This is a genomic window from uncultured Psychroserpens sp. (genome assembly GCF_947501425.1).
GTDB lineage: Bacteria > Bacteroidota > Bacteroidia > Flavobacteriales > Flavobacteriaceae > Psychroserpens.
The window spans coordinates 308,661-332,818 of the sequence record NZ_CANMVN010000001.1; the positions used below are offsets into that span (position 1 = coordinate 308,661).

General features: G+C 34.7%; 18 protein-coding genes. 7 read left to right on the forward strand and 11 right to left on the reverse strand.

Annotation, left to right across the window (positions count from 1 at the left end; genetic code table 11):
• Positions 1-12 precede the first annotated feature (12 nt).
• The 6 genes from Q0951_RS01410 to Q0951_RS01435 form a co-directional block, all read right to left on the reverse strand.
• On the reverse strand, positions 13-1,671 hold the full coding sequence (locus Q0951_RS01410) for a solute:sodium symporter family transporter (RefSeq protein WP_299333299.1): 1,659 nt from the start codon (positions 1,669-1,671) through the stop codon (positions 13-15).
• 52 nt (positions 1,672-1,723) lie between these two features.
• A complete protein-coding gene (gene pbpC / locus Q0951_RS01415) occupies positions 1,724-4,072 on the reverse strand; it encodes a penicillin-binding protein 1C (protein ID WP_299333302.1) in 2,349 nt (782 codons plus the stop codon).
• Between the two features lie 22 nt (positions 4,073-4,094).
• The gene (locus Q0951_RS01420) at positions 4,095-4,406 is read right to left on the reverse strand and encodes an antibiotic biosynthesis monooxygenase (protein WP_299333304.1); all 312 of its coding nucleotides are present in this window, start codon (positions 4,404-4,406) and stop codon (positions 4,095-4,097) included.
• The gene (locus Q0951_RS01425) at positions 4,396-4,674 is read right to left on the reverse strand and encodes a hypothetical protein (RefSeq protein WP_299333307.1); all 279 of its coding nucleotides are present in this window, start codon (positions 4,672-4,674) and stop codon (positions 4,396-4,398) included. Before Q0951_RS01425 ends, Q0951_RS01420 begins: the two co-directional genes overlap by 11 nt.
• 9 nt (positions 4,675-4,683) lie before the next feature.
• Positions 4,684-10,269 (reverse strand): MG2 domain-containing protein, encoded by a 5,586-nt coding sequence (locus Q0951_RS01430; RefSeq protein ID WP_299333310.1) that lies wholly within the window; start codon positions 10,267-10,269, stop codon positions 4,684-4,686.
• Positions 10,270-10,425: 156 nt separating this feature from the next.
• Positions 10,426-11,505 (reverse strand): isoaspartyl peptidase/L-asparaginase family protein, encoded by a 1,080-nt coding sequence (locus Q0951_RS01435; protein ID WP_299333313.1) that lies wholly within the window; start codon positions 11,503-11,505, stop codon positions 10,426-10,428.
• A 121-nt stretch (positions 11,506-11,626) separates the two neighbouring features.
• Here Q0951_RS01435 and Q0951_RS01440 point away from each other — a divergent pair, with 121 nt between their 5' ends.
• From Q0951_RS01440 to Q0951_RS01455, 4 genes are all read left to right on the forward strand, one after another.
• Positions 11,627-13,180 carry an aldehyde dehydrogenase family protein gene (locus Q0951_RS01440; RefSeq protein ID WP_299333316.1) on the forward strand — a complete coding sequence of 518 codons (1,554 nt, stop codon included), beginning with the start codon at positions 11,627-11,629 and terminating at the stop codon, positions 13,178-13,180.
• A 270-nt stretch (positions 13,181-13,450) separates the two neighbouring features.
• Positions 13,451-14,821, forward strand: a complete 1,371-nt coding sequence (locus tag Q0951_RS01445) for a DUF1800 domain-containing protein (protein ID WP_299333319.1) — start codon at positions 13,451-13,453, stop codon at positions 14,819-14,821.
• 2 nt (positions 14,822-14,823) lie between these two features.
• The gene (locus tag Q0951_RS01450; protein WP_299333322.1) at positions 14,824-16,014 is read left to right on the forward strand and encodes a DUF1501 domain-containing protein; all 1,191 of its coding nucleotides are present in this window, start codon (positions 14,824-14,826) and stop codon (positions 16,012-16,014) included.
• A 591-nt stretch (positions 16,015-16,605) separates the two neighbouring features.
• On the forward strand, positions 16,606-17,178 hold the full coding sequence (locus Q0951_RS01455; protein ID WP_299333325.1) for a hypothetical protein: 573 nt from the start codon (positions 16,606-16,608) through the stop codon (positions 17,176-17,178).
• 42 nt (positions 17,179-17,220) lie between these two features.
• Here the strand turns inward: Q0951_RS01455 and Q0951_RS01460 are convergent, their stop codons facing one another.
• From Q0951_RS01460 to Q0951_RS01480, 5 genes are read right to left on the reverse strand one after another with little or no spacing between them, the layout of a single operon-like run.
• A complete protein-coding gene (locus Q0951_RS01460; protein WP_299333328.1) occupies positions 17,221-18,354 on the reverse strand; it encodes an ATP-binding protein in 1,134 nt (377 codons plus the stop codon).
• 27 nt (positions 18,355-18,381) lie between these two features.
• A complete protein-coding gene (locus tag Q0951_RS01465) occupies positions 18,382-19,104 on the reverse strand; it encodes a phosphodiester glycosidase family protein (protein ID WP_299333330.1) in 723 nt (240 codons plus the stop codon).
• 1 nt (position 19,105) lies between these two features.
• A complete protein-coding gene (locus Q0951_RS01470; RefSeq protein ID WP_299333333.1) occupies positions 19,106-19,735 on the reverse strand; it encodes a hypothetical protein in 630 nt (209 codons plus the stop codon).
• Complete coding sequence (locus Q0951_RS01475) at positions 19,732-20,484, reverse strand: SDR family NAD(P)-dependent oxidoreductase (RefSeq protein ID WP_299333335.1); 753 nt, start codon at positions 20,482-20,484, stop codon at positions 19,732-19,734. Before Q0951_RS01475 ends, Q0951_RS01470 begins: the two co-directional genes overlap by 4 nt.
• Positions 20,485-20,496: 12 nt before the next feature.
• Entirely contained in the window at positions 20,497-21,435 is a 939-nt protein-coding gene (locus tag Q0951_RS01480) for an aldo/keto reductase family oxidoreductase (protein ID WP_299333337.1), read from the reverse strand.
• Between the two features lie 29 nt (positions 21,436-21,464).
• Here Q0951_RS01480 and Q0951_RS01485 point away from each other — a divergent pair, with 29 nt between their 5' ends.
• From Q0951_RS01485 to Q0951_RS01495, 3 genes are all read left to right on the forward strand, one after another.
• Entirely contained in the window at positions 21,465-22,037 is a 573-nt protein-coding gene (locus tag Q0951_RS01485) for a DUF4382 domain-containing protein (RefSeq protein ID WP_299333340.1), read from the forward strand.
• A gap of 188 nt (positions 22,038-22,225) precedes the next feature.
• On the forward strand, positions 22,226-23,227 hold the full coding sequence (locus Q0951_RS01490) for a MoxR family ATPase (protein WP_299333343.1): 1,002 nt from the start codon (positions 22,226-22,228) through the stop codon (positions 23,225-23,227).
• Positions 23,228-23,282: 55 nt separating this feature from the next.
• Positions 23,283-24,149 (forward strand): DUF58 domain-containing protein, encoded by an 867-nt coding sequence (locus Q0951_RS01495; RefSeq protein ID WP_299333346.1) that lies wholly within the window; start codon positions 23,283-23,285, stop codon positions 24,147-24,149.
• The last annotated feature ends 9 nt before the right edge of the window (positions 24,150-24,158 follow it).

A 24,158-nucleotide genomic window follows, 5' to 3' on the forward strand; every position in this document is an offset into this window, starting at 1 on the left:
GTAAATCCTTAACTAAGAGTAATATATATAGACGCCAATCACTATAGCTACAATAATTGCTCCTGCACTTTTTGCATATTTCCATGGGGAGATGTCTACGTCTTCTGTGAATTCTTGCTTATACACTTCTGGTCTTGGCTTAAAGTAACCAATGAGCAACATGATAACGACATTCAATACAAACAGTATGGCCATGATATGTAAAAAATGTGGATAAGTATCAACTTCAATAATTTTTAAAGCCTCTGGATTTGTAACACCGTTAATTTTAGCTTCCTCCAAAGCATTGTTCGTTAGTTTAGGCCTAATGATAAACTCACTGATAATATAGAGAATGGAGCCAGATAATAATCCGATTTTTGCAGCAAGGGCTGGCACTCTTTTGGTAACAAATCCAACAAAAATAATAGTTAGAATAGGAATACTATAAATACCATTGACTTGCTGGAGATAATCAAAAATACTCTCCAGATCTGATAGGAAAGGTGCAATTAACATGGCTCCTATAGCGAGAATTATGCCGAAGAGTTTACCATATTTTACAGTTGTCTTTTCATTGGCTTCGGGATTGATATGTTGCTTGTAAATATCTATACCAAATAGGGTCACCGAACTATTAAGAACACTATTGAATGAACTCAAAATAGCACCAAATAACACAGCAGCAAAGAAACCAATGAGTTCTGGAGGTAGTACTTTTTTTACCAATTCTCCATAAGCCTGATCTGGAGCAGATACATTTAAAAGTCCTTTTTGATGCATGTAATAAGCAATAATTCCAGGTACAACAACAATTAATGGCCCTAATATTTTAATAAAAGATCCTAAAAGCAACCCTTTCTGACCTTCCTTTAAGTTTTTTGCGCCTAATGCACGTTGGATAATTTGCTGATTGGTTCCCCAATAAAATAGTTGTACAAGCATCATTCCTGTAAATATGGTAGCAAATGGAACCGAAGCGGTTTTAGATCCAATAGAATCAAATTTTTCAGGAATTTCAGTTTGCAGTCTTGCAATGCCATCAAATACACTTCCGTCGCCAATAAGCATTAAGCCAAAAACCGGAATCATGACACCTCCAATGAGTAAACCAATGGCATTTATGGTGTCAGAAACCGCTACGGCTTTAAGTCCGCCAAATACAGCATAGATTGAGCCAATAATTCCTATTCCCCAAACACAGATCCATAGTGCAGCTTTTTCTGAAACGTTTAAGAGTTCCGGAACATCAAACATAGCACTTATAGCTAAAGATCCAGAGTATAGAATGGTAGGAAGCAAGACCACTACATAACCTGTTAAAAATAGTGCAGATGTCAATGTTTTAGTGGTAACGTCAAAGCGTTTTGCTAAAAACTGAGGAATGGTAGTCAGTCCACCTTTCAAATACTTAGGCAGTAAGTATAATGCTGTAACGACCATGGCAATAGCAGCAAGGGTTTCCCATGCCATAACTAATATACCTTCAGTAAACGCAGAGCCATTAAGACCTACCAATTGTTCAGTAGATAAATTGGTCAACAGTAAAGAACCTGCAATAACACCTGCAGTAAGACTTCTGCCTCCAAGAAAGTAGCCATCAGATGAGGTTTCATCAGTTTTTTTGGTAGCGAAGTAAGAGATAATAGCAACTAAAGCAGTGAAGCCAACAAAAGAAAGTATACCTATCATAATGTAGTTTTAGTACTGTAAAATACTAAAAAGCAGATTAATCAATATTGTGTTATTCCGAAATAGAAATCTGCCGTTTGGTTTCATTTCCATACTCATCAACGACTGTGATAAGGTGTTCTCCTGTTTCAGGAACAATAGCAAGCTCATGTATATCTCTTGTGGTGCCTACGTAAGTTTGATCGAGATACCAGAACACCTTAGCCTCTGGTTTGGAGTGGGCAATTTTTAATACCAGATCATTGGTTTCTCCGTCAAAATCCTTAGGTAAAAAGACCGTGTTATTCCGCTTCGGATAAATAAAATTCATAGCCTCCTGAGGTTCTCCCAAACAATCTAACCTCAATTTTGGCAATGGTTTATAAAATGGGTTTTTAGTTTTATAGTAGTATTCTTTTATAGGTGATAATACAAACCAGGGTTTGTGCTTAATATTGCTAAGGTCTTCACAAGACGAATTGACCTGATAGGTTTCTGTAGCATCAACATGGGCAAGAATATGATACGGACAAGGTTGTGTTTTTAAACCACTTAACTGAATGTAACGTTGTTCTGTTTCATCACAAATAGTAGAAGCTCGATGTCCACTTTTAGAACAGATATTAACGGCTTGCATCTCGTCATACGGTTTTGAAAACCATTCGCTATTTGGTAACAGATCAAATACATCAAATAAAATAGGCGCAGCTGTCTGCACACCAACTAATCCAGGACGACCTTCACCATCTGCATTGCCAACCCAAACTCCAACCACATAATCTTTTGTAGTGCCAATTGCCCATGCATCTCTAAAACCGAAACTTGTACCTGTCTTCCATGCAATTTGTTTTGAATCATCAAAAAACTCCCAGCTTTCATCACCTTCTGGTCTGTTCACTTTTTTTAAACTTTCATAAGTGAGATAAATAGAAGCCGCATCAAATAACGTTTTGTCTGTTGAGGTGCTTCCAAAGTTTACCATTTCCGAAGCTAAAAATGTAGGTTCTAAGAATTCATGGGTATAATATTCACTTGAGGTTTCAGAAAAATGATTCAATGTAGAAGATAGCGCAGCATAACTCTTACATAAATCCCAAAGATTACTTTCAGCGCCTCCCAGAATTAGAGACAAACCATAATGATTAGCATTATATTTGAGATCTTTTAACTGTAGTTGTTTTAAATATTGATGGAATCTGTCCAATCCGAAATCTTGTAACATTCGCACAGCTGGAACATTTAACGAACGTGATAATGCGCGACTTGCAGGAACTACACCATCAAATTCTTTATTGAAATTCTCTGGATTGTAGCTTCCAAACTGACTTGGGATATCTGTAACCAGAGTATTGGGTAAAATGTCGCCAGCATCAAGCATAGCAGCATATAAAAAAGGTTTTAGAATACTTCCTGTGCTTCTAGGCTTATCAATAATATCCACATCTTTTTGATGCGCTCTATCAGTTGGGGTATTACCAATATAAGCCAGAACTTCTCTAGTGTGTACATCTAAAACCAAGACTGCAGCATTATGTATTTCATTTTGCTTAAGAAGATTATACTGGTTTTTAACTATATGATTTACACGTTCCTGAAGTTTACTATCAATGGTGGTTTGAATGCGTTTCCCTCGATTCGATATTGCCACTTTTTGTAAGAGATGAGGTGCAATTTGAGGTAGTGCATAAGGTTTTTGAGGTAAGCCTTCTGCAATTGATAACTCATAAGTAAGAGAATCGATGATCTCGTTATCCAAAAGTTTTTTGAGCAAGCGATCTCGTTTTTCTAATAAGCGCTTTTGATTTTTCCCTGGATAAATCAGACTTGGAGCATTAGGTAAAACAGCAAGAGTTGCGCTTTCAGCCCAAGATAACTGGTTGGCATCTCTATTAAAATAACGCCATGAAGCTGCATCAAGACCAACAACATTACCTCCAAAAGGAGCATTACTAGTGTAATAGGCTAGAATCTTTTCTTTAGAATGCCGAAATTCTAAACGTGTAGCCAGAATGATCTCTTTTATCTTTTCAAAATAGGTTCGTGCTTGTCCTTTTCGAGATAAACGAATCACCTGTTGTGTTAGTGTGCTTCCACCACGCTTGACTTCTCCAGAGCTAATATTATCGCTTAGTGCTTTAGCTATCGATATAGGATTAAAACCTGGATGATCATAGAAATATTCATCCTCAAACTGTATGATACAGGTTTTGAATTTCTCAGGAATACTATCATTGTGTGGAAACCGCCATTGACCATCAGAAGCTATTTGAGCACCTAAAAGCTCATTTGTTTTACTGGTAATAACAGTTGCAGTTGGATCTTTAAATAATTCTCCAGGTAAACAAAACACATACATGATCAGGAGTATTGTAAAGACAATAGACCTTTTTTTATGTCGTTTTATGTAGTTAACTAGTTTCATTTGTGTTCCCAGAGTGAGATTATTAATTACTTAAAAATTCATAGTCTCGTTCTACCTTGCAAATTCTCACCTTATACCAACTATACCATTGCGCTCTACCTTGTTGCTGAGCGATCAAATGATCTGTATGTTGTTTCCATTGCTTAATGGACTCTAAGTTATCCCAATAACTTATCGTAATTCCTATGTCATTTCTGGCACTTTCAATACCCAAAAACCCATGCTGCTGTTTGGCAAGTGTTTCCATGAGCTGAGCCATTTCGGAATAGCCTTCGGTATCTTCAGCCTGAGTTGAGGTAAAGATGACTGCATAATAGGGTTTGTTATTTTGCATGATATGTGCCTGTTTGATCTTTTTTAATTGCTTTTATAATTAGTACCTGACTGTTATCTAATCGTCGTATTGTAGACACCTTTATACCAACGGGAGTTTCGTTTTTATAAATCGTATCGTTTTTGATTTCATAGTCATCTTCAAATGAGATCATATCTCCAACATGATGACCTCCACCGTGTTTCCAGTTTAGAGTTTCCACTTTTGAATTGTCAATGCCGCACGAATAGCATACCATTATTAACAACAAGATGATGTATTTTTTCATGGTCATCGCTTATTTTTTAACTGTGATCCAACGCCCTTTATTCCTCACAAAAAAGTCATTGTCATACATGCCTTCAACTTGTGTTCCTGGTAAATAATACGTACCTAAATAAGCTGCATTGAGCATAACTGTAAATACTTTTGTTCCGTGTTTACCCTTTCTTGGTAAATCGAAATAGAAATTCACTCGATCATCTCTTATGTCTGTATATCTTGCTGTGCTGGTAGTTGTATCACCAAAAGCAGTGAAACGTGTATTGACAATTTCCCAACCTGAAGGGAATATTTGTGTTAGTGCCACATCATTCAAGTATTGATTTTTTAAATTACTAACACTTATTCTTGCTACAATGTCTTGTCCTTGCTGTAATTCGGAAATGTTTAAGCGATTTCCTTTTAAGTCGGTATAAACCACAGACACGCTCAATCCACGTTGTTCTGCGAGTTCTTCGCCAAGTGGTAGCTTACCTGAATTAAGGACTCTAACATACACCAAATTATCTAATGCGTTTTCTAGCTTTAATGTATTTGAACCATCTTTTACCTCTAATCGACGCTGGGCAATAGTGTTTTTTGTAGTGATGGTTTCTGTTTTTCCATTAAAACTATAGCTGAAATTCATATCCTTTCCACCATTTGCCTCTACCAGCTTTGCCATAGCCAATAGACTGTAGGCAGTGGTTTGCGTACTCATCCAGTCGTCACTAGATAATTCTTTAGCAATAGACTCAGCAATTGCTTTAGCTTTCGGATTTTCAGTGATGATCATAGTTTCCAGTGCCATAGCTCGATTTCTATTTACCGAACCATAGGTGTAATAATTACTTTCAGAAGGTTCAAAATTAATGTTTGCCGTTCTTGATAATTGATCACTTGCCTCTTTTTGACCTGCTAAAGCATAGGCTGCTGCTAATCGCCATTTGGCTTCATTTGAAATCTCGGTAAATTCTCTAAGTCGGTTCATAGAGGCGAGATCTGGGCTTCCAGCTAATGCTAATGTGTAAAGTCTGTAAGCTTGTGCCAGATCAGAGTTGTAACGTCTATAACTTGGTCTCCAATCCCTAGCTGCTTGTTTTTGGTATCTCAACCAGTTACTTTTAAACGTTAATGGCAATACAAATCCTTTCTTTTCAGCTTCTATCATAAAATGTCCTGCATAGCTAGTTCCCCAATCATTAGCAGTGTTTTCTCCCATCCAGTAGCTCATCCCTCCGTTAGGACGTTGGAAATTACCCAAACGCTTGATACCGTTTTCAATATTGGATTGAATTTCCTGTTTTTTCTCATACTTTAAATCGAAAATATCACTCAAATATAACTGCGGAAATACGCCAGACGTGGTTTGTTCAACACAACCATGAGGATACTTGATTAAGTATTGTAGTCGTTTAGAGAAATCCATTGGCGGAAGTGTAGAAAACTCTACAGTTGCTGTATTAGTTCCTGGTACTCCAAATGTGTTAAACTCTAATGATTGTGAAGCGTTAGGCTCAAGTCTTGCGTTTTCGTATAATGATGTAATCGGATTAGGGTTTACCACATCTAATTCTACTTTATAAGTTGACGTTTCGCCATTTCCTGTTGCAATTACTTCAACAGTATTTACACCTTTTGCTTTGCTGACATCCAATTCGAAATACGCCATTTTTTCATCTGGCTTGGCAAATGTGAGTTTTTGAGAACTATTTCCAACTACAGAAATACCATCACTGAGTTTCAAGCTCAGATTTACATTTTTCACCTTTGGTTCCATAGCAAAGACGGTTACTGGGAGTGTTACTTTTTCACCAGGACTTAGTTTCCTTGGTAAGGTTGCTAAGACCATTAATGGTTTTTTAACCTCCACAGATTTGTCTGTACTTCCATAAGCTTCGGTTTGATTATTTCCTGCAACAACCATAGTCCTTACAGCACCAACGTAGTTTGGTAATTTAATTTTATGCGAAGCTCGTTTACCAGCTTCAAGTTCAAAAGGACCTAAATAAGTAACAACGGGTTTGAATCGGTTTGCCTTTTTGTTCTTTCCTTTGGCAGCGCTTCCATCACCGCCAATAGCAAATACCTGATCAACACTACCTGAATAGGCGCCAATCACATCATCAAAAATATCCCATGTTTTCACACCCAGCGCTTCTCGAGCATAAAATGCATTCCAGGCATTTGGTGTTTTAAATCGGGTAAGATCTAACAGGCCTTCTTCAACCATAGCAATGGTATAGGTCATTGGTTTTTTATTCTTTTCTGAAATAAACACTTCAAATTCCTGTTCTGGTCTTAAAACACTTGCCATACGTAATTCTGGTTCTAAGATGGTTTTAGGGTCTTCTACCAAAATTGGAATCACACCATATAAACGTATAGGAAGATCATTACTTGTTATAGCGTGAGGTTGTAATAATGAAATATTGACAAATACATTTGGTGCCATTTCTGAAGTGACAGGAATATCAACTGTGGTTTCTCCTTTTGTGGTTTTTACCCATTTATAATCGATCACATCTGACCCATTTTCTATACTAACAAGAGCCCTTCCCTCATTACCAGATGGGAATTTAATTTGAGCAGTTTCTCCAACAGTATACTTATCTTTATCTGAAGCAAACACCAACATTTTAGCCGCTTCTTTGTCGTTTCCTGTTGACATTCCAGACCAGTTTCTGTAAAAATATGCTGTGCGACCTGTTGCATGACCACTTACAGGATCATAAATTCTAATGAGGTAGCGACCTCGTTCTTTTTCTGGAATTTTAATGGTGAATGTTGTTTTGCCATTTGCGCCAGTAGAGGCTTTTTGGTCTAATATGGGTCTGTGATAACTGCTAGATACATAGTTAGAAAGATTGTCATAAGAAGAGTTCCACCACCAACGCCATTCTACTTTGTAGACTTTAATTTCAAGATTATCACGTTTTACAGGATTTCCATCTTTATCAACAACTGCCAAATCAAATGTTTGATTGGTGTCTGTAAAGTAGGAGCCGTAGTAGTTGCCTTTTGGAGAACGTAAGCCAACATAAGATTCATAGGGGGAGTATGTTTTTGTAAATGCATCTAAAGAAAAATCGCCTCCATTTTCAAAAGCTCTTACTAAAAATTGTGCGTTAAGCATTCCTGGAGCATTTTTTCCAATGTCTAATTTGGTGTCGATTGTCGCTTTTCCAGATTCATCAAGATTACCTTCGAACACATTTAGTTCTTCGGTATTAAATTGGCGAGCAGGATCAGTAAAGACATAGCCTTTATAATTTTTAAAGCTTGTATATGAGGTGCTGAATTTTGCTTTAACTTCTGTTTTTATATTTTTTGCAGGTGCACCATGTAACCATTTAACGTCCAGAGATCCATTAAGAGGTTCGGTACTTGAGAGCACATCCTGATTAAAATCGATCTTGATCTTAAGTCGGTTAGGTTTTACGGTTTCAACTTTTAATGATTTATAGAATTGTGCACCGCCTACAGACACTTTAGCATTGTAGTTTCCTGTTGTTCCTTCGGAAACTGTAGGCACTATAAATTTATAGAAGTTATTGATATTATCAGAGGTTACATTTTTATAGATGAGTTTTCCATTAGGATCAGTTACCTCAAGTTTTACTGGATGTCCTTTAGGAAGCGTATTAGCTTTATCATTCAACATAAAAGTTAAAAACAAAGAATCTCCTGGTCGCCAGACACCACGTTCACCATAAATGTAGCCTTTGAGTCCACGTTGCAATCGGTTACCAGAGACATCAAACTTGCTCAATGACAGTGAATTTCCATCGGTGAGCCTTAAATAACTACTGTTATTGCCTTTGGTTGCAATTGCAAAGGCCGCATATTTATTAGTTTCATAGACAGCTAAACCTTCACTGTTTGTAGTTACAGAGCCTATTTCCTGTTGTTGGAAATTATATAGCGTAATGGTAGCGTTAGCTTCAGGAGTAGTATTTAGAAGATTTGTAACTGCAAAATAATAGGTGTTTTTTGCACCTTGTTTTACAATAATTCCAAGATTGGAAGCCAATAGATTTTGAGTGACTATACGATTTTCGTTGTAGTAAGCATCATGACACGGGTTCTCACGTTGTCTCCAGTTATAGCTGTAATTTCTATATCTGTAAGTACGGTTATCCCAGTATTCCTCTTCTCTTAAATCATCGTCTTCGGTGTTGGTATTTGCGTAATTGTCTTCGTAATAATAATCTTCCTCATAATAGTAATCGTCATATTCATCATCTTCATTTAGTGCGCTATCAGGATTTGCAGTACAATCATAGAGCGAATAGCTTCTGTTAAAATCTAGTTCAACACGATATATTGCTCCAGGGTCTGCTTTAAAATATTTTGATAAATCAATACTGTAAGCTTTCCATTTTCCAGAGTTTTCAGCAGCAGATTGTAGTTCAATAGTTTGTTTGGCTATTCTTCGACCAACACGTTTGATCTCATTTCGATTATTGCTATTCATTGGATTATCTTGAAGAAACTGTAAAACATTATCTTCAAATATTTTGATAATCCTAACATCAACAGCACTTAGATTAACTGCTTCAAAATTAAACTTAAGCTCGTTAGAATTTGGTAAAATAGTTCCGTTACTAATGAGTCTAACCTGAGGTTTGATTTCTTCAAAAGAGATGGCCTCAGAAAATGGTTTTTTGAGCTTGTAACCATCAATATTGGTGATGCCCTGAAAGACATCCACCTGAATATTACCAACTAATTTTGTGTCTGGATATACTTTTAAAACATTACCAATAACACTAAATTTTGGATTTTTTACATTTTGAATGGTGACCAGACCGTCAAAATTTTGTTGGGTTTTGATTGGGTCTGAAAAGTTGATATATAAAAATTGTTCAGGTGTTTTGTAAGCCTGTACATTAACTATAGTGAAGTTATTAATACCAGGAATTTTAATTTTGTTTTCGCCTTTATTGTCTGCTTTGATAGGTTTTCCATTCCATTTTATAATGATTTCAGAATCATCTACTAAACGATTAATACTATCAATTTTGAAATCGAAATATGTTGAATGATCATTTAGCTCATTAAACTGTAATTTTAGCTTTTTGCCATTTTGTGTAGCCTCTACTAATGTCTTTGCTTCATCCAGAGAAATCACATCTGCCGATTTGATAACAGCTTCTAAATATTGCCATTTTTTACTGTAAGATTGTAAATCATTAGTGTTGATGCTGAAATTTGGAGTTATGGTTTTAAATCGAAATACATAATCTTCATAATCTTTAGGCATATCCTTGTATATTTTGTCAAGTTTGACAACTACAGTATACTCGGTTGCGGGATCCAAATATTCGTCAGGAGTAAATATCAGAGTATGTTTATTACTGGCTTTAAGTGTCCCATCAACATCTGGAGATACGCGAATAATGTCATCTGTGATGTCTTGTCCCATTTCCCAACCTTCAACATCGTTCGATAAGTTTATTGTAATTGGTTTAGTAACAGATTGCATGCCTGAGGAGGTATAGCTTATATAATCTCTAAACTTAAATAGACTATCAGTGTCCTGAGTGATTTCATCTTTTTTCTTACAGGAAAAGATAATGGTGATACAAAAAATGAGTGCAGAAAGATATTTTAGTTTCATGGTTATGGACATATTATATTGGTTTGTATGATAGATTCAAACCATCAAATTGATAGTTGAACATCATAAAATTACAGGATTTAAAAGGGTTCCATGCGTAGGTTATTTTATCTGTTACAGATAAAATAGAATTCGTCATGTTATGTCAAGAATTCGTTATTCTTTATAAATTCCAATCTCCAGTTCTCCCTTATCATTCATTGTTGCCCTATACATACCAGCAGTATTAAATTCGGCTACCATGTTACCATTTTTATCTACGGCAACGATACCTCCATTGCCGCCTAATTCTGGAACTTTCTTTTGAATAACCTCCTGAGCAGCTTCTTTAAGAGACAGACCTTTGTATTGCATCAATGCAGAAATATCATGGGCAACCATAGCTCTGATAAAATATTCGCCCCAGCCTGTACTTGATACTGCACAGGAATTGTTATTAGCGTAAGTTCCGGCTCCAATTATTGGTGCATCTCCAACACGACCATAACGCTTATTGGTCATGCCACCTGTTGAGGTTCCAGCAGCCAGATTACCATTTTTATCTAGTGCAGCACAACCAACAGTTCCAAATTTGGCATTTTTTATATCAGCATCATAGAATGCTGTTTTTGCATCATTTTCTTTTTTTGCTTCGGAAGCTTTTACACGTTCTAAAGATTTAAATCGATTTTCAGTATAAAAGTAGCTAGGCTCTACAATGGTTAAACCTTGCTCTTTAGCATAAGTTTCGGCTCCAGATCCAGCCATCATCACATGTGGTGATTTCTCCATAATTACCCTTGCAAGGTCTATGGGGTTTCTAACAGTTGTTGTGCCTGCTGATGCTCCAGCATTAAGTGTGTTTCCATCCATTATTGAAGCATCGAGTTCATTGGTTTCCGCATTGGTAAACACAGCACCTTTTCCTGCATTGAACAATGGAGAATCCTCCATAACATTAATTGTTTTTTGAACGGCATCAAGGCTTGAACCACCTTTTTCTAAAATATCATATCCAACTCTTATCGCTTCTTCCAATTTGGCTTTGTAAGCCGCTTCACGCTCTGGTGTCATGTTTTTTCTGAGAATGGTTCCTGCACCTCCATGAATAATTATGGCAAATTCAGCTTTTGATTCATTAAGGTTTTCCGAAGAATTTATTGTAGAATTTTCAACTTCAGTTTCAGTGTTTTTAGCTTTTTCAGCACAACCAAAACACATGATAAAAACGAAAAAGTAAAGGATGGATTGTTTCATGATTATATTAAATTTATAAGTGCTTTAAAGTTACATTATTAAACAAAATGCTTCAAGTAAAAATGACTTTTTATTAGTAACTTCGCGTCAAAATCTAATAAATCATAAAAAACATACAAATATGGAAGCTATTGCTACCGATTTCGGAATAAAAGATGCCTTGAAAGAATTAGGTGTTAACGATATTAATGAAGGAACATCTACTGGCTCTAACAATTTTTCTAATGGAGAGATTATTGAATCTTATTCTCCTGTTGACGGACAATTGATCGCTAAGGTGAAGTCGTCTACAAAAGAAGATTATGAAAGAGCAATGTCAGCTGCAACAGAAGCGTTCAAGAGTTGGAGAACAATGCCTGCTCCACAACGCGGTGAAATTGTAAGACAGTTTGGAGACAAGTTAAGAGAGAAAAAAGAAGCACTTGGTAAATTGGTGTCTTATGAGATGGGAAAATCATATCAGGAAGGCTTAGGTGAAGTTCAGGAGATGATTGATATCTGTGATTTCGCTGTTGGATTATCACGTCAGCTTCACGGTTTAACCATGCATTCTGAACGTCCAGGACATAGAATGTATGAACAATACCATCCATTAGGGGTTGTTGGAATTATTTCGGCATTTAACTTTCCGGTAGCTGTTTGGTCATGGAATACTGCTTTAGCGTGGATTTGTGGTGATGTGTGTATATGGAAACCATCTGAAAAAGCACCAGTTTGTGGTGTAGCTTGTCAAAATATTGCAGCAGAAGTCTTTGCTGAAAACAATTTACCTGAAGGGATTTCATGTTTGATTAATGGTGATTATAGAGTTGGAGAATTTATGACTAAAGATAAGCGTGTGCCTTTAGTATCGGCAACAGGATCAACGAGAATGGGTAAAATTGTAGCTCAGGAAGTTGCAGCACGATTAGGAAAATCATTACTAGAGCTTGGTGGAAATAATGCTATTATTGTCACTCCTGATGCAGATGTGAAAATGACTGTGATAGGTGCTGTGTTTGGAGCTGTAGGAACATGTGGACAACGTTGTACATCTACACGTCGTTTGATCATTCATGAGAGTATTTATGACAAAGTAAAGAATGCTGTTGTTGATGCTTACAAGCAGTTACGTATTGGAAACCCATTAGACGAAAATAATCATGTTGGACCTTTAATTGATAAAGATGCAGTGAAAATGTACCAACACGCTTTAGAGAAAGTTGTTGAAGAAGGTGGAAATATCGTTGTTGAAGGCGGTGTTCTTGAAGGTGAAGGTTATGAAAGTGGTTGTTACGTAAAACCTGCAATTGCTGAAGCTCAACCACATTATGAAATCGTTCAACACGAGACCTTTGCTCCAGTATTATACTTATTGAAATACTCTGGAGATGTTGAAAATGCTATTGACATTCAAAATGAAGTAGCTCAAGGCTTATCGTCGGCTATCATGACTAACAATTTGCGTGAGGCTGAACGTTTCTTATCTGTTCAAGGATCCGACTGCGGAATTGCAAACGTAAATATAGGAACATCAGGTGCTGAAATTGGAGGCGCTTTTGGTGGTGAAAAAGACACTGGAGGAGGACGTGAGTCTGGTTCTGATGCATGGAAAATTTATATGCGTCGCCAAACAAACACCATCAACTATACTACCGAGTTGCCATTAGCACAAGGAATTAAGTTTGATCTCTAAGACGTATTTAAATTATAAAAATGAAAGCCATATCAAAATCGATATGGCTTTTTTAGTTTGTCTACACTCTATTTTACATGAAGTCCTCAGATATATAATGAACAACGCAGTAAAAACTTTACAGATTCATTCTTAACTGCGAAATATTTTGATACAATGACATAATGTATTTATATTTAAATCTGTTGATTTACTAACAATTACATTGTTTTGGAATCATTTTTGAGAAGGTATATTTAAACGAAGGTTAAGTTTTTAGGTCTTATGTATATGAAACAGCGAGAAATTCAGCATTTATATTGGCGAGCAGGTTTTGGGATTACACCTACAGAACTCAATTCACTGTCTCAAAAAGATAAAAAGTATATTGTCAACTCTTTATTCAAAAAGTCAAAGCGTATGACGCCATTGTTAGCTAATACCAGTTATTTAGATGGTTTTACAAAAGAAATTTTATTAGGAGATAAAAGAAAACAAAAGGAATTTAGAAATAAAAGTCGTGAGAAAATCAAAGAGCTTAACCTATTATGGATAGATAGACTTATAAATACTGATGAGGTCTTAAGAGAGCGCATGACTTTATTTTGGGCGAACCTTTTTGTTTGTCAGGACAATCACATATATCATGTACAAAGTTATAATAATACTTTACGAAAACATGCTTTAGGCAATTTTGGCGATTTCGTTAAAGCCATCTCAAAAGAAGCTGCGATGTTGAAGTATTTAAATAATAACCAGAATGTAAAACGAAAACCCAACGAAAACTTCGCACGTGAGCTTATGGAGCTTTTTACTTTAGGCGAAGGACATTATACCGAAAACGACATAAAAGAAAGTGCAAGAGCCTTTACAGGATATGCTAACTTTCGAGGAGAGTTTGTTCTGAGAAAACGGCAGCATGATTATGGATTTAAAACCTTTTTTGGACACACAGGCCGTTATGATGGTGACGACATTATTGATATTATTCTTGAACAAAAGCAATGCGCACGTTTTATCTGCAGAAAGATTTACAGCTACTTTGTAAATGAAACAATAGATGAAAACAAAGTAGAAGAACTTACATCTGTTTTTTATAAAAATTATAATATCGAAAAACTAATGCGATATATTTTTATGTCTGATTGGTTTAGTGCAGAAGAGAATATTGGAGCAAAAATCAAGTCGCCAATTGAATTTTTAGTAGGCTTGACCAGAACAGTTCCAGTGAAATTTCAGGAAGAAAAGGATCTTATTAAAATCCAGAAGCTTCTGGGACAAATACTATTATATCCACCAAATGTTGCTGGTTGGAAAGGAGGAAAAAGCTGGATAGATGGTAATACGATTATGCTACGATTGAAATTACCATCTATAATACTGACAAATGCTAATATTTCCACCAGAGAAAAAGGAGAATTTGAAGATAGTTTTAAAAAGTATTATGGTAAGAACCGAAAAAATAAATTTATAAAGACAAAAGTAGATTGGAACACTTTTGAAAGACAGTATAAGTCAGCATCACTTACAGGTTTTACAGCACAGTTAATCATGCCAAAATTGAGTGTTGGAACCGAAACCTATTTAAAGACATTGAGCAAGACCTCAAAACAAGATTATTGTGTTCAGTTAATGTCGTTACCAGAATATCAAATGTGTTAATTATGGATAGAAGATATTTTTTAAAGCAATCTGCCTTAGCAAGTAGTTTATTTTTTGTGCCAAATTTTGTGAAAGCTTTTGAAAGCTTACCAACAAAAGCATTAGGATATAAGCGTCTGGTGATTATTCAATTATCGGGAGGAAATGATGGTCTCAATACTATTATTCCTTTTAATAATGATACCTATTATCGCAGTCGTCCAACCATTGCTATTTCAAAAAACAATGTACTAAAGGCAACTGATGAACTTGGCTTTCATAATAGTTTGTTACCATTAAAGCGACTATATGATCAAGGACATTTGTCAATTATTAATAATGTAGGTTATCCAAATCCAAATCGTTCACACTTCAGAGCAACAGATATCTGGCAAACGGCAAGTCATTCGAATCAGTTTTTACAAACAGGATGGATAGGACGTTATTTAGATAGCTACGGAAAAAAACCATACAGTGCCATTGAAATAGATGATAGTTTATCACTAGCACTCAAAGGTCAAAATAAGAATGGTATAGCCGCAAGAAACCCTTATGTTCTTTTTAAGACCTCTCAAGATCCTTACTTTAAAAATGTCTTAAAGTATTATCAGGACGAGCACTTAAGCGAGCATAATTTGGGATATTTATACAAAACTATGATTGCAGCCGAATCGTCTGCAAAATATATCTACGAAAAGCATAAAACGGCAACTACACACCAGGAATACCCAAACAATGAATTTTCAAATCAATTAAAAACTACAGCAAAATTGATAAACTCTGGGATAGATACAAAAGTCTTTTATTCGTCTCTTGGTGGTTTTGATACACATGCAAAGCAGATAAATAGCCAAGCTCGTTTGTTAAAAATATATGCTGAAGGGATTGAGTCTTTTGTAAAAGACCTTAAAGATCAAGGTACCTTTAACGATACACTCATTTTAACGTTTTCAGAATTTGGAAGACGTGTCAAACAAAACGCTGCTAATGGAACAGATCATGGAGCAGCAAGTAACCTTTTCATTATTGGAAACCAATTAAAAACTCCTGGATTCTATAACGATCTAGCTAGTTTGAATGATTTAGACGCGAATGGAGATTTGAAATATACAGTAGATTTCAGGTCTGTTTATGCCACAGTCTTGGATAAATGGTTAGCTGTTGAGGATCAAAAGGTTTTAAATACATCTTTTTCAAAACTAGACTTCATATAATCATTTAAAAACAAAAACCCTGTTTCATTTTCGATGCATCGAGATTGAAACAAGGTTATATGTAATTGATTAATAGCAAGGCTAAAATCGTAAAAATTAGGAAGGCTTTACAAAAAAAACTATGAGTGGTAAAAAAATCTGTATGAATGGTAATTATCAAAAAATCTCATAAGATGATCCTAATTCAATGTATTGAAAATTAGATTTTTTTATCTGTTTAATCAAGAATATATAAAAAGACAAAAACCTTGTTTCATCATTGACAATACGTCAAATTAGAAACAAGGTTATGTGTAATTGATTAATAGCAATGCTAAAGTCGTAAAAATTAGACTTGGTCTGGAAAAAAAACTATGATTGGTTAAAAAAACTGTATGAATGGTATTTTTTTGATTTTTTTTAAGATTAACGGAACTCTGTAATTTTTTGAAAAATAAGTTTTTGATGATGTAAGGCTTTTCATCAAAAAATTCAATTGAGAACGAAAATCAAGTATAATTTTAATATTTTCAACGATTTAAATGCTTAAAAAAGGTTTCAAAGCAAATTTTTATTTAAATTTAAGATGCTATTAATCAAACAATTATTATTATGAAATTATTACTAAAGTTAATTATGCTTTCCTTTTTTATTTCATTTACATCTTGTGAAAAAGATGATTCGATGTCTGAAGACAATATCAATAGGGAAATAAAAAACGAAAAGGAAAAAGATGAATGCGAGACTGCTTTCGCATATGGTAAACCAGAAGAAGCGATTTGTTTTTTAGATGATGACGAGTTAAACTCTAACAGATGGGGTTGGTCAATTGGACCAATTTCTGTTAATCATAGTGAGTCATACCTTATATATCAGTCTGCTGGAGGGTGTAATCTGGATAATGGTGAGCTTATTGGAACGCTCCATGTTGTTTATGAATCAGACTATGTATTAGTAGATTTTGTTGCTAATGAAGGATATGGTTTTTTTGAAACTCATTTATTTGTTGGTAATGAAAAATATCCAAGAAAAAGGAATGGTCAGTTTACTGTAGCTCCAGGCCAATATACGGAAAGCAATAATTACCCAGATGGCTCATTAAATGATAATTATAAAATTGATAATGTTGAGGGTCAAATATATATCATTGCTCATGCAGTGGTTTGTCCATTCAAAAAAAATTAGGAATTAAATAATATTTGAAGTGCAGTTAATAATTTTTTAGCTTCAACTGTACTTCACTTTGCGCAGTATTCGGACAGCTTCTTGGTAATAGGTATAAACTTCTTTGCTATGATTTTTTAAATACGGCTTAGCTTCAGTTAATTTGTTTATGGCCTCATGGAAAAGGTTGAGATAGCACAGAAGATATGTGGTTGGGAGGTTTTTCAGATCTAATTCTTCATGTTTATTCAAAATTAATCCCTTTTTCAATTTTTCTAAAATGGCGTTATTGGAATTGTAAATGTGATGCAATACCTTTTTGTCAAATTGAGGAGGTTCAAAAAGTAAATTGGTCTCGATATTATAATGTGCATTATCTTCAAAATGGATGATGGTCTCTTCAAGTTGATAGTATTTGTTTTTATTTTGAAGACCTAAATTTACATATTCAATTATTTTAAACGTATTGCTGTCATACATTATTGATACTTCATCCAACGTAGAAAAGAACAATCTAACTTGCTCATTTATTAATTCAATATCTACTCTAGAGAAGAAGGTTTCGTTTTTCACCTTCTTTTTTTGACCAGACCAGCACAGTACAAAATACTCTTTAAATACCTTATATTGAGGATCAAAGTCTTTACGTTTGGTCATAAAATCAAATACGCCATCTAAAGTATATTCAATATTGTTTTGAGCATGAGACTCTATAGCATTTACAATTTTAGAATTTACATCTTTGACCTCAATATCAAACACCTTAGGCATACTCATACTGCCATCTCTAAAAAACACGGAGCCACCATAATATTTCCAAATATTCTTACGTAGCGATGTTATTTGATTGATAGGTCTAATAGTAACTAGTCCAACCACTTTATCATCTGGTAAATGAGGAAACGGGATGTTTTCATACTGTACAATTGGTGGATTTGTTAGATAGGCATTGATAAGATTTTGAATCTTGCTATCGTCAAAAAAGTTAACACCAATAATCTTGTTGTCCTCATCTTCAACACCAATAACTATGTAAGAGTTATTTTTAGGATTGCTATTTGAAAGTGCACAAATATGTTTTAAAAATTTTGCTTTTCCCTCTTTATGAGTGATATCAACTTTACGCTTTTTATCATAAAAACTATTCTCATCATTATGAGCTAATAGATTTTTAATAAGCAATCGTTTATTGATCATAGTTGTTTTCCACAGCTGTGGACGGCTTTAATTCATGTGTTTAGTTTCAGCTATTATAACTCCAAAATTACCGTCTAATTGTACCCATTTTTTCTTCGGAAGATAGGTACGTGATACAAATCCGTCAAGATATAATGCATTTTTACAACCTTGGGTTTTAAAGAAATCGGCAAAGTCGTATAAAGTAATAGTGTCTTTAGACATAGCAAAGATTAAATTTCCATTAGGTAAAACACCTACACCATTTCTAACATTAAAGTGTTTGGAGTCTTTCTTAAATATAGGATGGATACTGTCGTTTATGACCAACATAGGACCTGATTGAGTTGCGTAGGTAATTGTTGAACTAGCTTTGTATTCTGAGGTCTGGCAAACAGCTCCTTTATTATCGTTGGTGAGATAAAAAACACCATTTGGTTTAAGGTAGAAGTTAGTTTTAAGTTTGTTTAGAGTATCTAATGGTGTTTTTGTAATTCCGTTTTCAATGTATAAGCCCTGAGGAGAGCCATCTCTTAAATACATCCCTCCGTTCATTGCAAATATCAAGCTTTGATTATCATGTTCCAGAGAAGTCTTTAGATTAAGGAAATTACTATAGTTATTACCTAGACTGTCTTTTAAATAGAATTTTAACGTTTGTGTTTTTAGATCTACTACATGACTAATAAATCTGTCGTCATCAATTTGTTGGGCCGATGAGGTACATGAAGTCATCAGCATTAAAATAATAGCAACTATTAAATGTTTCATATTACACTAACCTAATTTCCTGTTTGATATTTTCTCTGGCCTTTGCTTCAAGTGTGTTATAATATAAGTCAGTAAAATAAATACGGTTACGTTCTAAAAAATGTGACATTATTTTTTTACGGGCTTTGTGATACATGAAATCAGGATATATGGCATATTCGCGTCTTATATTTTTGATATAGGTCTCATAAATATTCCAATGGGATCCTAGAATTGAAAGATCAATATCTAATAAGAAGGCATTGTCATTATTTTCGTCTAAAACAATATCGTGTTTTTGAGTAGATTTTATCAAAATTTCGACGTTTTTTATTCTTTTTTCTTCAAAATTGATTGATTTTAATCGTTTTTGAGCAAATTCTGCACTTTTTAGTTCATTGTTCTTTTTTGTAGATTTATATATGATATCATGATACCAAATAGCAAATCTAAATGCATCATAATCAACAATAGAAGCCTTAACGTCTTCAGCTTGAATTAGCATCTTGTAGATATGTGTCAAATTGTGATAATGTCTGTTTTTTGACGTGTATTGTGTTACAATTTCATTCCAATACTTGGAGATGAGTTGTTGGTCTTCAGTATATATTGAAGTTAGAGAATACCATTCTTTTTTTAACCAATCTGTCATATATCTTTTTTCACAATGGTAGAGTTGGCTTGCGCTGTACAAAACATTAATACATCTGCAATGTTTACATGTGCAGGTCTAGATATAGCAAACTGAATAACTTCGGCAATATCCTCTGGCTGTAATGCTTTATACCCTTTATAGACATTATCAGCAATAGGGTCTCCTTTAAAACGTACTTGAGAAAATTCGGTTTCAACAAGTCCAGGGTTTATAGCTGTAACCTTTATACCAAAAGGGTTCAAGTCAATTCTCATGCCTTCAGTAATTGCTAACACAGCATGCTTGCTTCCGCAGTATACGTTTCCTTTTGGATACACTTCTTTTCCTGCTGATGATCCAATATTTATGATATGTCCTGACTTTCGCTCAGTCATTTGAGGGATGATAGCTTTACTGACATACAATAAACCTTTTACATTAATGTCCATCATGGCATCCCAATCTTCAAGATTACCTGTTTGAATAGGATCAAGACCATGAGCATTTCCTGCATTATTGATTAGAACATCAATGGTTTTAAAGTTGCTAGGAAGAGAATCAATAGCATCAAAAGTGGCTTTTTTATCGCGAACATCAAAGTTAAGCGTGTATACATCCGTTTGTTTACTGAGCGCTTTGTGTATGGTGTCCAAACGCTCCTGACGTCTTCCACATAGAATTAATTTGATACCGTGTTTTGCAAATTCGTGAGCTGTTGCTCTACCAATTCCACTTGTTGCTCCTGTTATTAATGCTGTTTTATTCATTTTAATAGTTTTTTAAGGGACTTTATGACCTTGACAAGCCACTAAAATTTTAAACCAATCTTCAAGTTCCAAATGTATATCTGTTGCGTCCATAGCATTAGAAATACGCTGTTTGTTGGTGGTGCCTATAACTGGATGGATTTGAGATGGATGTTTTAAGATCCAAGCAAGTAGTAGTTGGTCTTCTGTGGCGTTGTATTTATCTAATAATTCACCAAGCTGACTGTGGATACGACGGGTTTGTTCAGTATCTTCTCTAAATACACAGCCTAAAGGCGACCATGCCATTGGTGTAATCATGTTGGTCATCATATGATCCAATAAGCCATTATGCATCGCTGTATGTTGAGTTAATGAAAACTCTATTTGATTTACTGAAATATCTACTGATTTGGATAAAAGATTAACTTGCGAAGGGGTGAAATTAGACACACCGAAATCTCTTATTAATCCTCTGGTTTTTAATTCTGAAATAGCCTCTGCAATTTCATTTGGTTGCATTAACGGACTGGGTCTATGCAGTAGTAATAAGTCTAGATATTGAGTTTTTAAATGTTTTAATGATTCTTCAACAGACCAGATAATGTAAGATTTGCTGTAATCATAATGCTTCACAGTATTAGTTCTGGTATCACTCAAATACTGTATACCACATTTACTAATGAGTTGAATATTATCACGCTGAACATTACTTTCTACAAAAGCTTTACCAAAATCAGATTCTGTTGTATAACCTCCATAGATGTCAGCATGATCAAAGGTTGTAATGTTTTGTTCTAAACAATGATATATCAGGTCTATCATTTCATGTTTTTGGAGTTGTTTTCCCCAAAGTCCCCAAGTCATAGTACCTGCAATTAATCGAGAATATTTCACTTTTTTTTCAGTTTGTAAGGGTTTTTTTGCAATTCGTGTATAAAAATAGTCAAATAATGAAGAAGAGTGTATCATTGTTGTGTAATTAATTCAATGTCCCAATCATGAAATTTTTTAGTCTACACAAAACCGCTTTATACAGTATTATATTTGTATTCTTTCTCAGCAGTTGCTCAAAAGAATATGAGACAGAAACCTTTGAAAACAGTAGTTTGATTAGCGTTAAGCTTCAAGGTACTCAAAGTGTCTTAAGTAGAGCCAATATTACAATTTTAGATGTTCAGTTTCAGATTTTAGAAGACGAGAACAATCCTAATGCATGGCTAAGTTTAAATACAATTAATACAGGTAATCATGACTTAGTAAATATTACAGGAAATGATGTAGTTACTTTAGTTGATTTTGAAGAAATTCCAACAGGGTTTATATACAGTATTAAACTTGTTTTAGGCGACGAGAATTCAATAGTTAAAAACGGAGTTGAGTATACTTTAGATATGGCTCAAGATTGCGATTATCAATCTACTAATATTGTTGCAAAACAATTAGAGACTAATAAATTGTATGATTTCCTTATCGAGTTTGATATCGATGGTTCGGTAGAGTTTTTATCTCAGGGAACTGTTCTCCTCGACCCCAAAATGAATACACTTCTAAGACGTTTTGAATTGTTTTAGACACAACTTTTTTTTAATAATAAAATATTGAGCAGTACATTATGTGCTGCTCTTTTTTTGTCTAAAATCGTAACGTATTATATATATCTAACTTTTAACCAATTCTTAACAGCAATACAGCAAAAATTTTAACAATTTGCGATACTTAATAAAACTGAGATAATCACAGCGTTTAAAACACATATATAATGGAAGAAACTGGAACAATTGACATTAAGAGCATTAATGAAAAAATAGAGAAGGAAAGTGCTTTTGTTGATTTGTTAATGATGGAAATGAATAAAGTCATCGTTGGACAAAAACACATGGTAGAACGATTGCTTATTGGCTTGCTAGGACAAGGTCATATACTTTTAGAAGGTGTGCCTGGTTTAGCAAAAACATTGGCAATTAATACTTTGTCACAAGCTGTTGACGGAAGTTTTAGTAGAATCCAGTTTACACCAGATCTATTACCAGCTGATGTTGTTGGTACGTTGATATACAATATGAAAGTCAATGACTTCTCAATCAAAAAAGGACCAATTTTTGCCAATTTCGTTTTGGCAGATGAGATTAATAGAGCTCCAGCAAAAGTTCAATCGGCATTATTAGAAGCCATGCAAGAAAAACAGGTAACCATTGGTGATGAGACCTTTATTTTAGATAAGCCATTCTTAGTAATGGCAACTCAAAACCCTGTTGAACAAGAAGGAACATATCCTTTGCCAGAAGCTCAGGTTGACCGTTTTATGCTAAAGACCGTCATTGATTATCCTAAACAAGCTGAAGAGCAACTGATCATGAGAGCAAATCTTAAAGGCCACTGGGACAAAGTAAATCCTGTAGTCTCGGTTGCTCAAATTTTAAAAGCTCAAGAAGTTGTCAGAGAGGTCTACATGGACGAGAAAATTGAAAAATACATACTCGATATTATTTTTGCCACACGATATCCAGATCAATATAGATTGGCAGATTTAAAACCACTTATTTCGTTTGGAGCATCTCCTCGTGGTAGTATTAATTTGGCTACTGCAGCAAAATGTTATGCGTTCATAAAGCGTCGTGGTTATGTGATTCCAGAAGATGTGCGTGCTGTAGTTCACGATGTTTTACGTCATAGAATAGGAATTACTTATGAAGCTGAAGCCGAGAATGTCACTTCAGAAGATATTATCAATAAGATTGTAAACCAAATCGAAGTACCATAAATGAGTGGACTGTAATCGTTACAAAAATTAGAAGGCTACACTCTGCAAATAGAAAATGGATACTAAGGAATTACTGAAAAAAGTACGAAAAATTGAGATCAAGACACGACGGTTGTCTGATCATATTTTTGGAGGTGAATACCACTCAACCTTCAAAGGAAGAGGTATGACATTTTCTGAAGTTCGCCAGTATCAATTTGGTGACGACGTTCGTAATATTGACTGGAATGTTACAGCTCGTTACAATGAACCCTTTGTGAAGGTATTCGAAGAAGAACGTGAATTGACCATGATGTTAATGGTTGACATTTCTGGATCTAAGCTGTTTGGTACAGTAGATCAATTTAAAATAGAGATTGTCACTGAAATAGCAGCAACATTAGCGTTTTCGGCTACTCAAAATAATGATAAAATTGGTCTCATATTATTTTCAGACCAGATTGAATTATACATTCCTCCGAAAAAGGGAAGATCACATGTGCTTAGAATCATTCGTGAGCTTATAGAATTTGAGCCTAAAAGCAAACTAACCAATATTGCCGAAGCCTTGAAATTTTTATCTAATGTGATGAAAAAGAAGGCTATCGTTTTTGTGCTTAGTGATTTTATTGCTGATGACTATGAACAGAATTTGAAAATTGCAGCTGGTCGACATGATATAACTGGGATAAGAGTTTATGACAAACATGAAGCTACAATACCAAATTTAGGAATGGTTGAAATGGAAGATGAAGAATCGGGAGAGCTCATGTTAGTCAATACAGCATCTAAATCGGTACGACTTAATTACAGTAAGTACTACAATGAAAAAGTAGATTATTTTAAAGATACATTTACAAAATCTGGATCAGGTACAATTGACTGCCGCACTGATGAGAGTTATGTTAAAAAATTACTTGGATATTTTAAAAGAAGAGGATAAGTGAGCTAT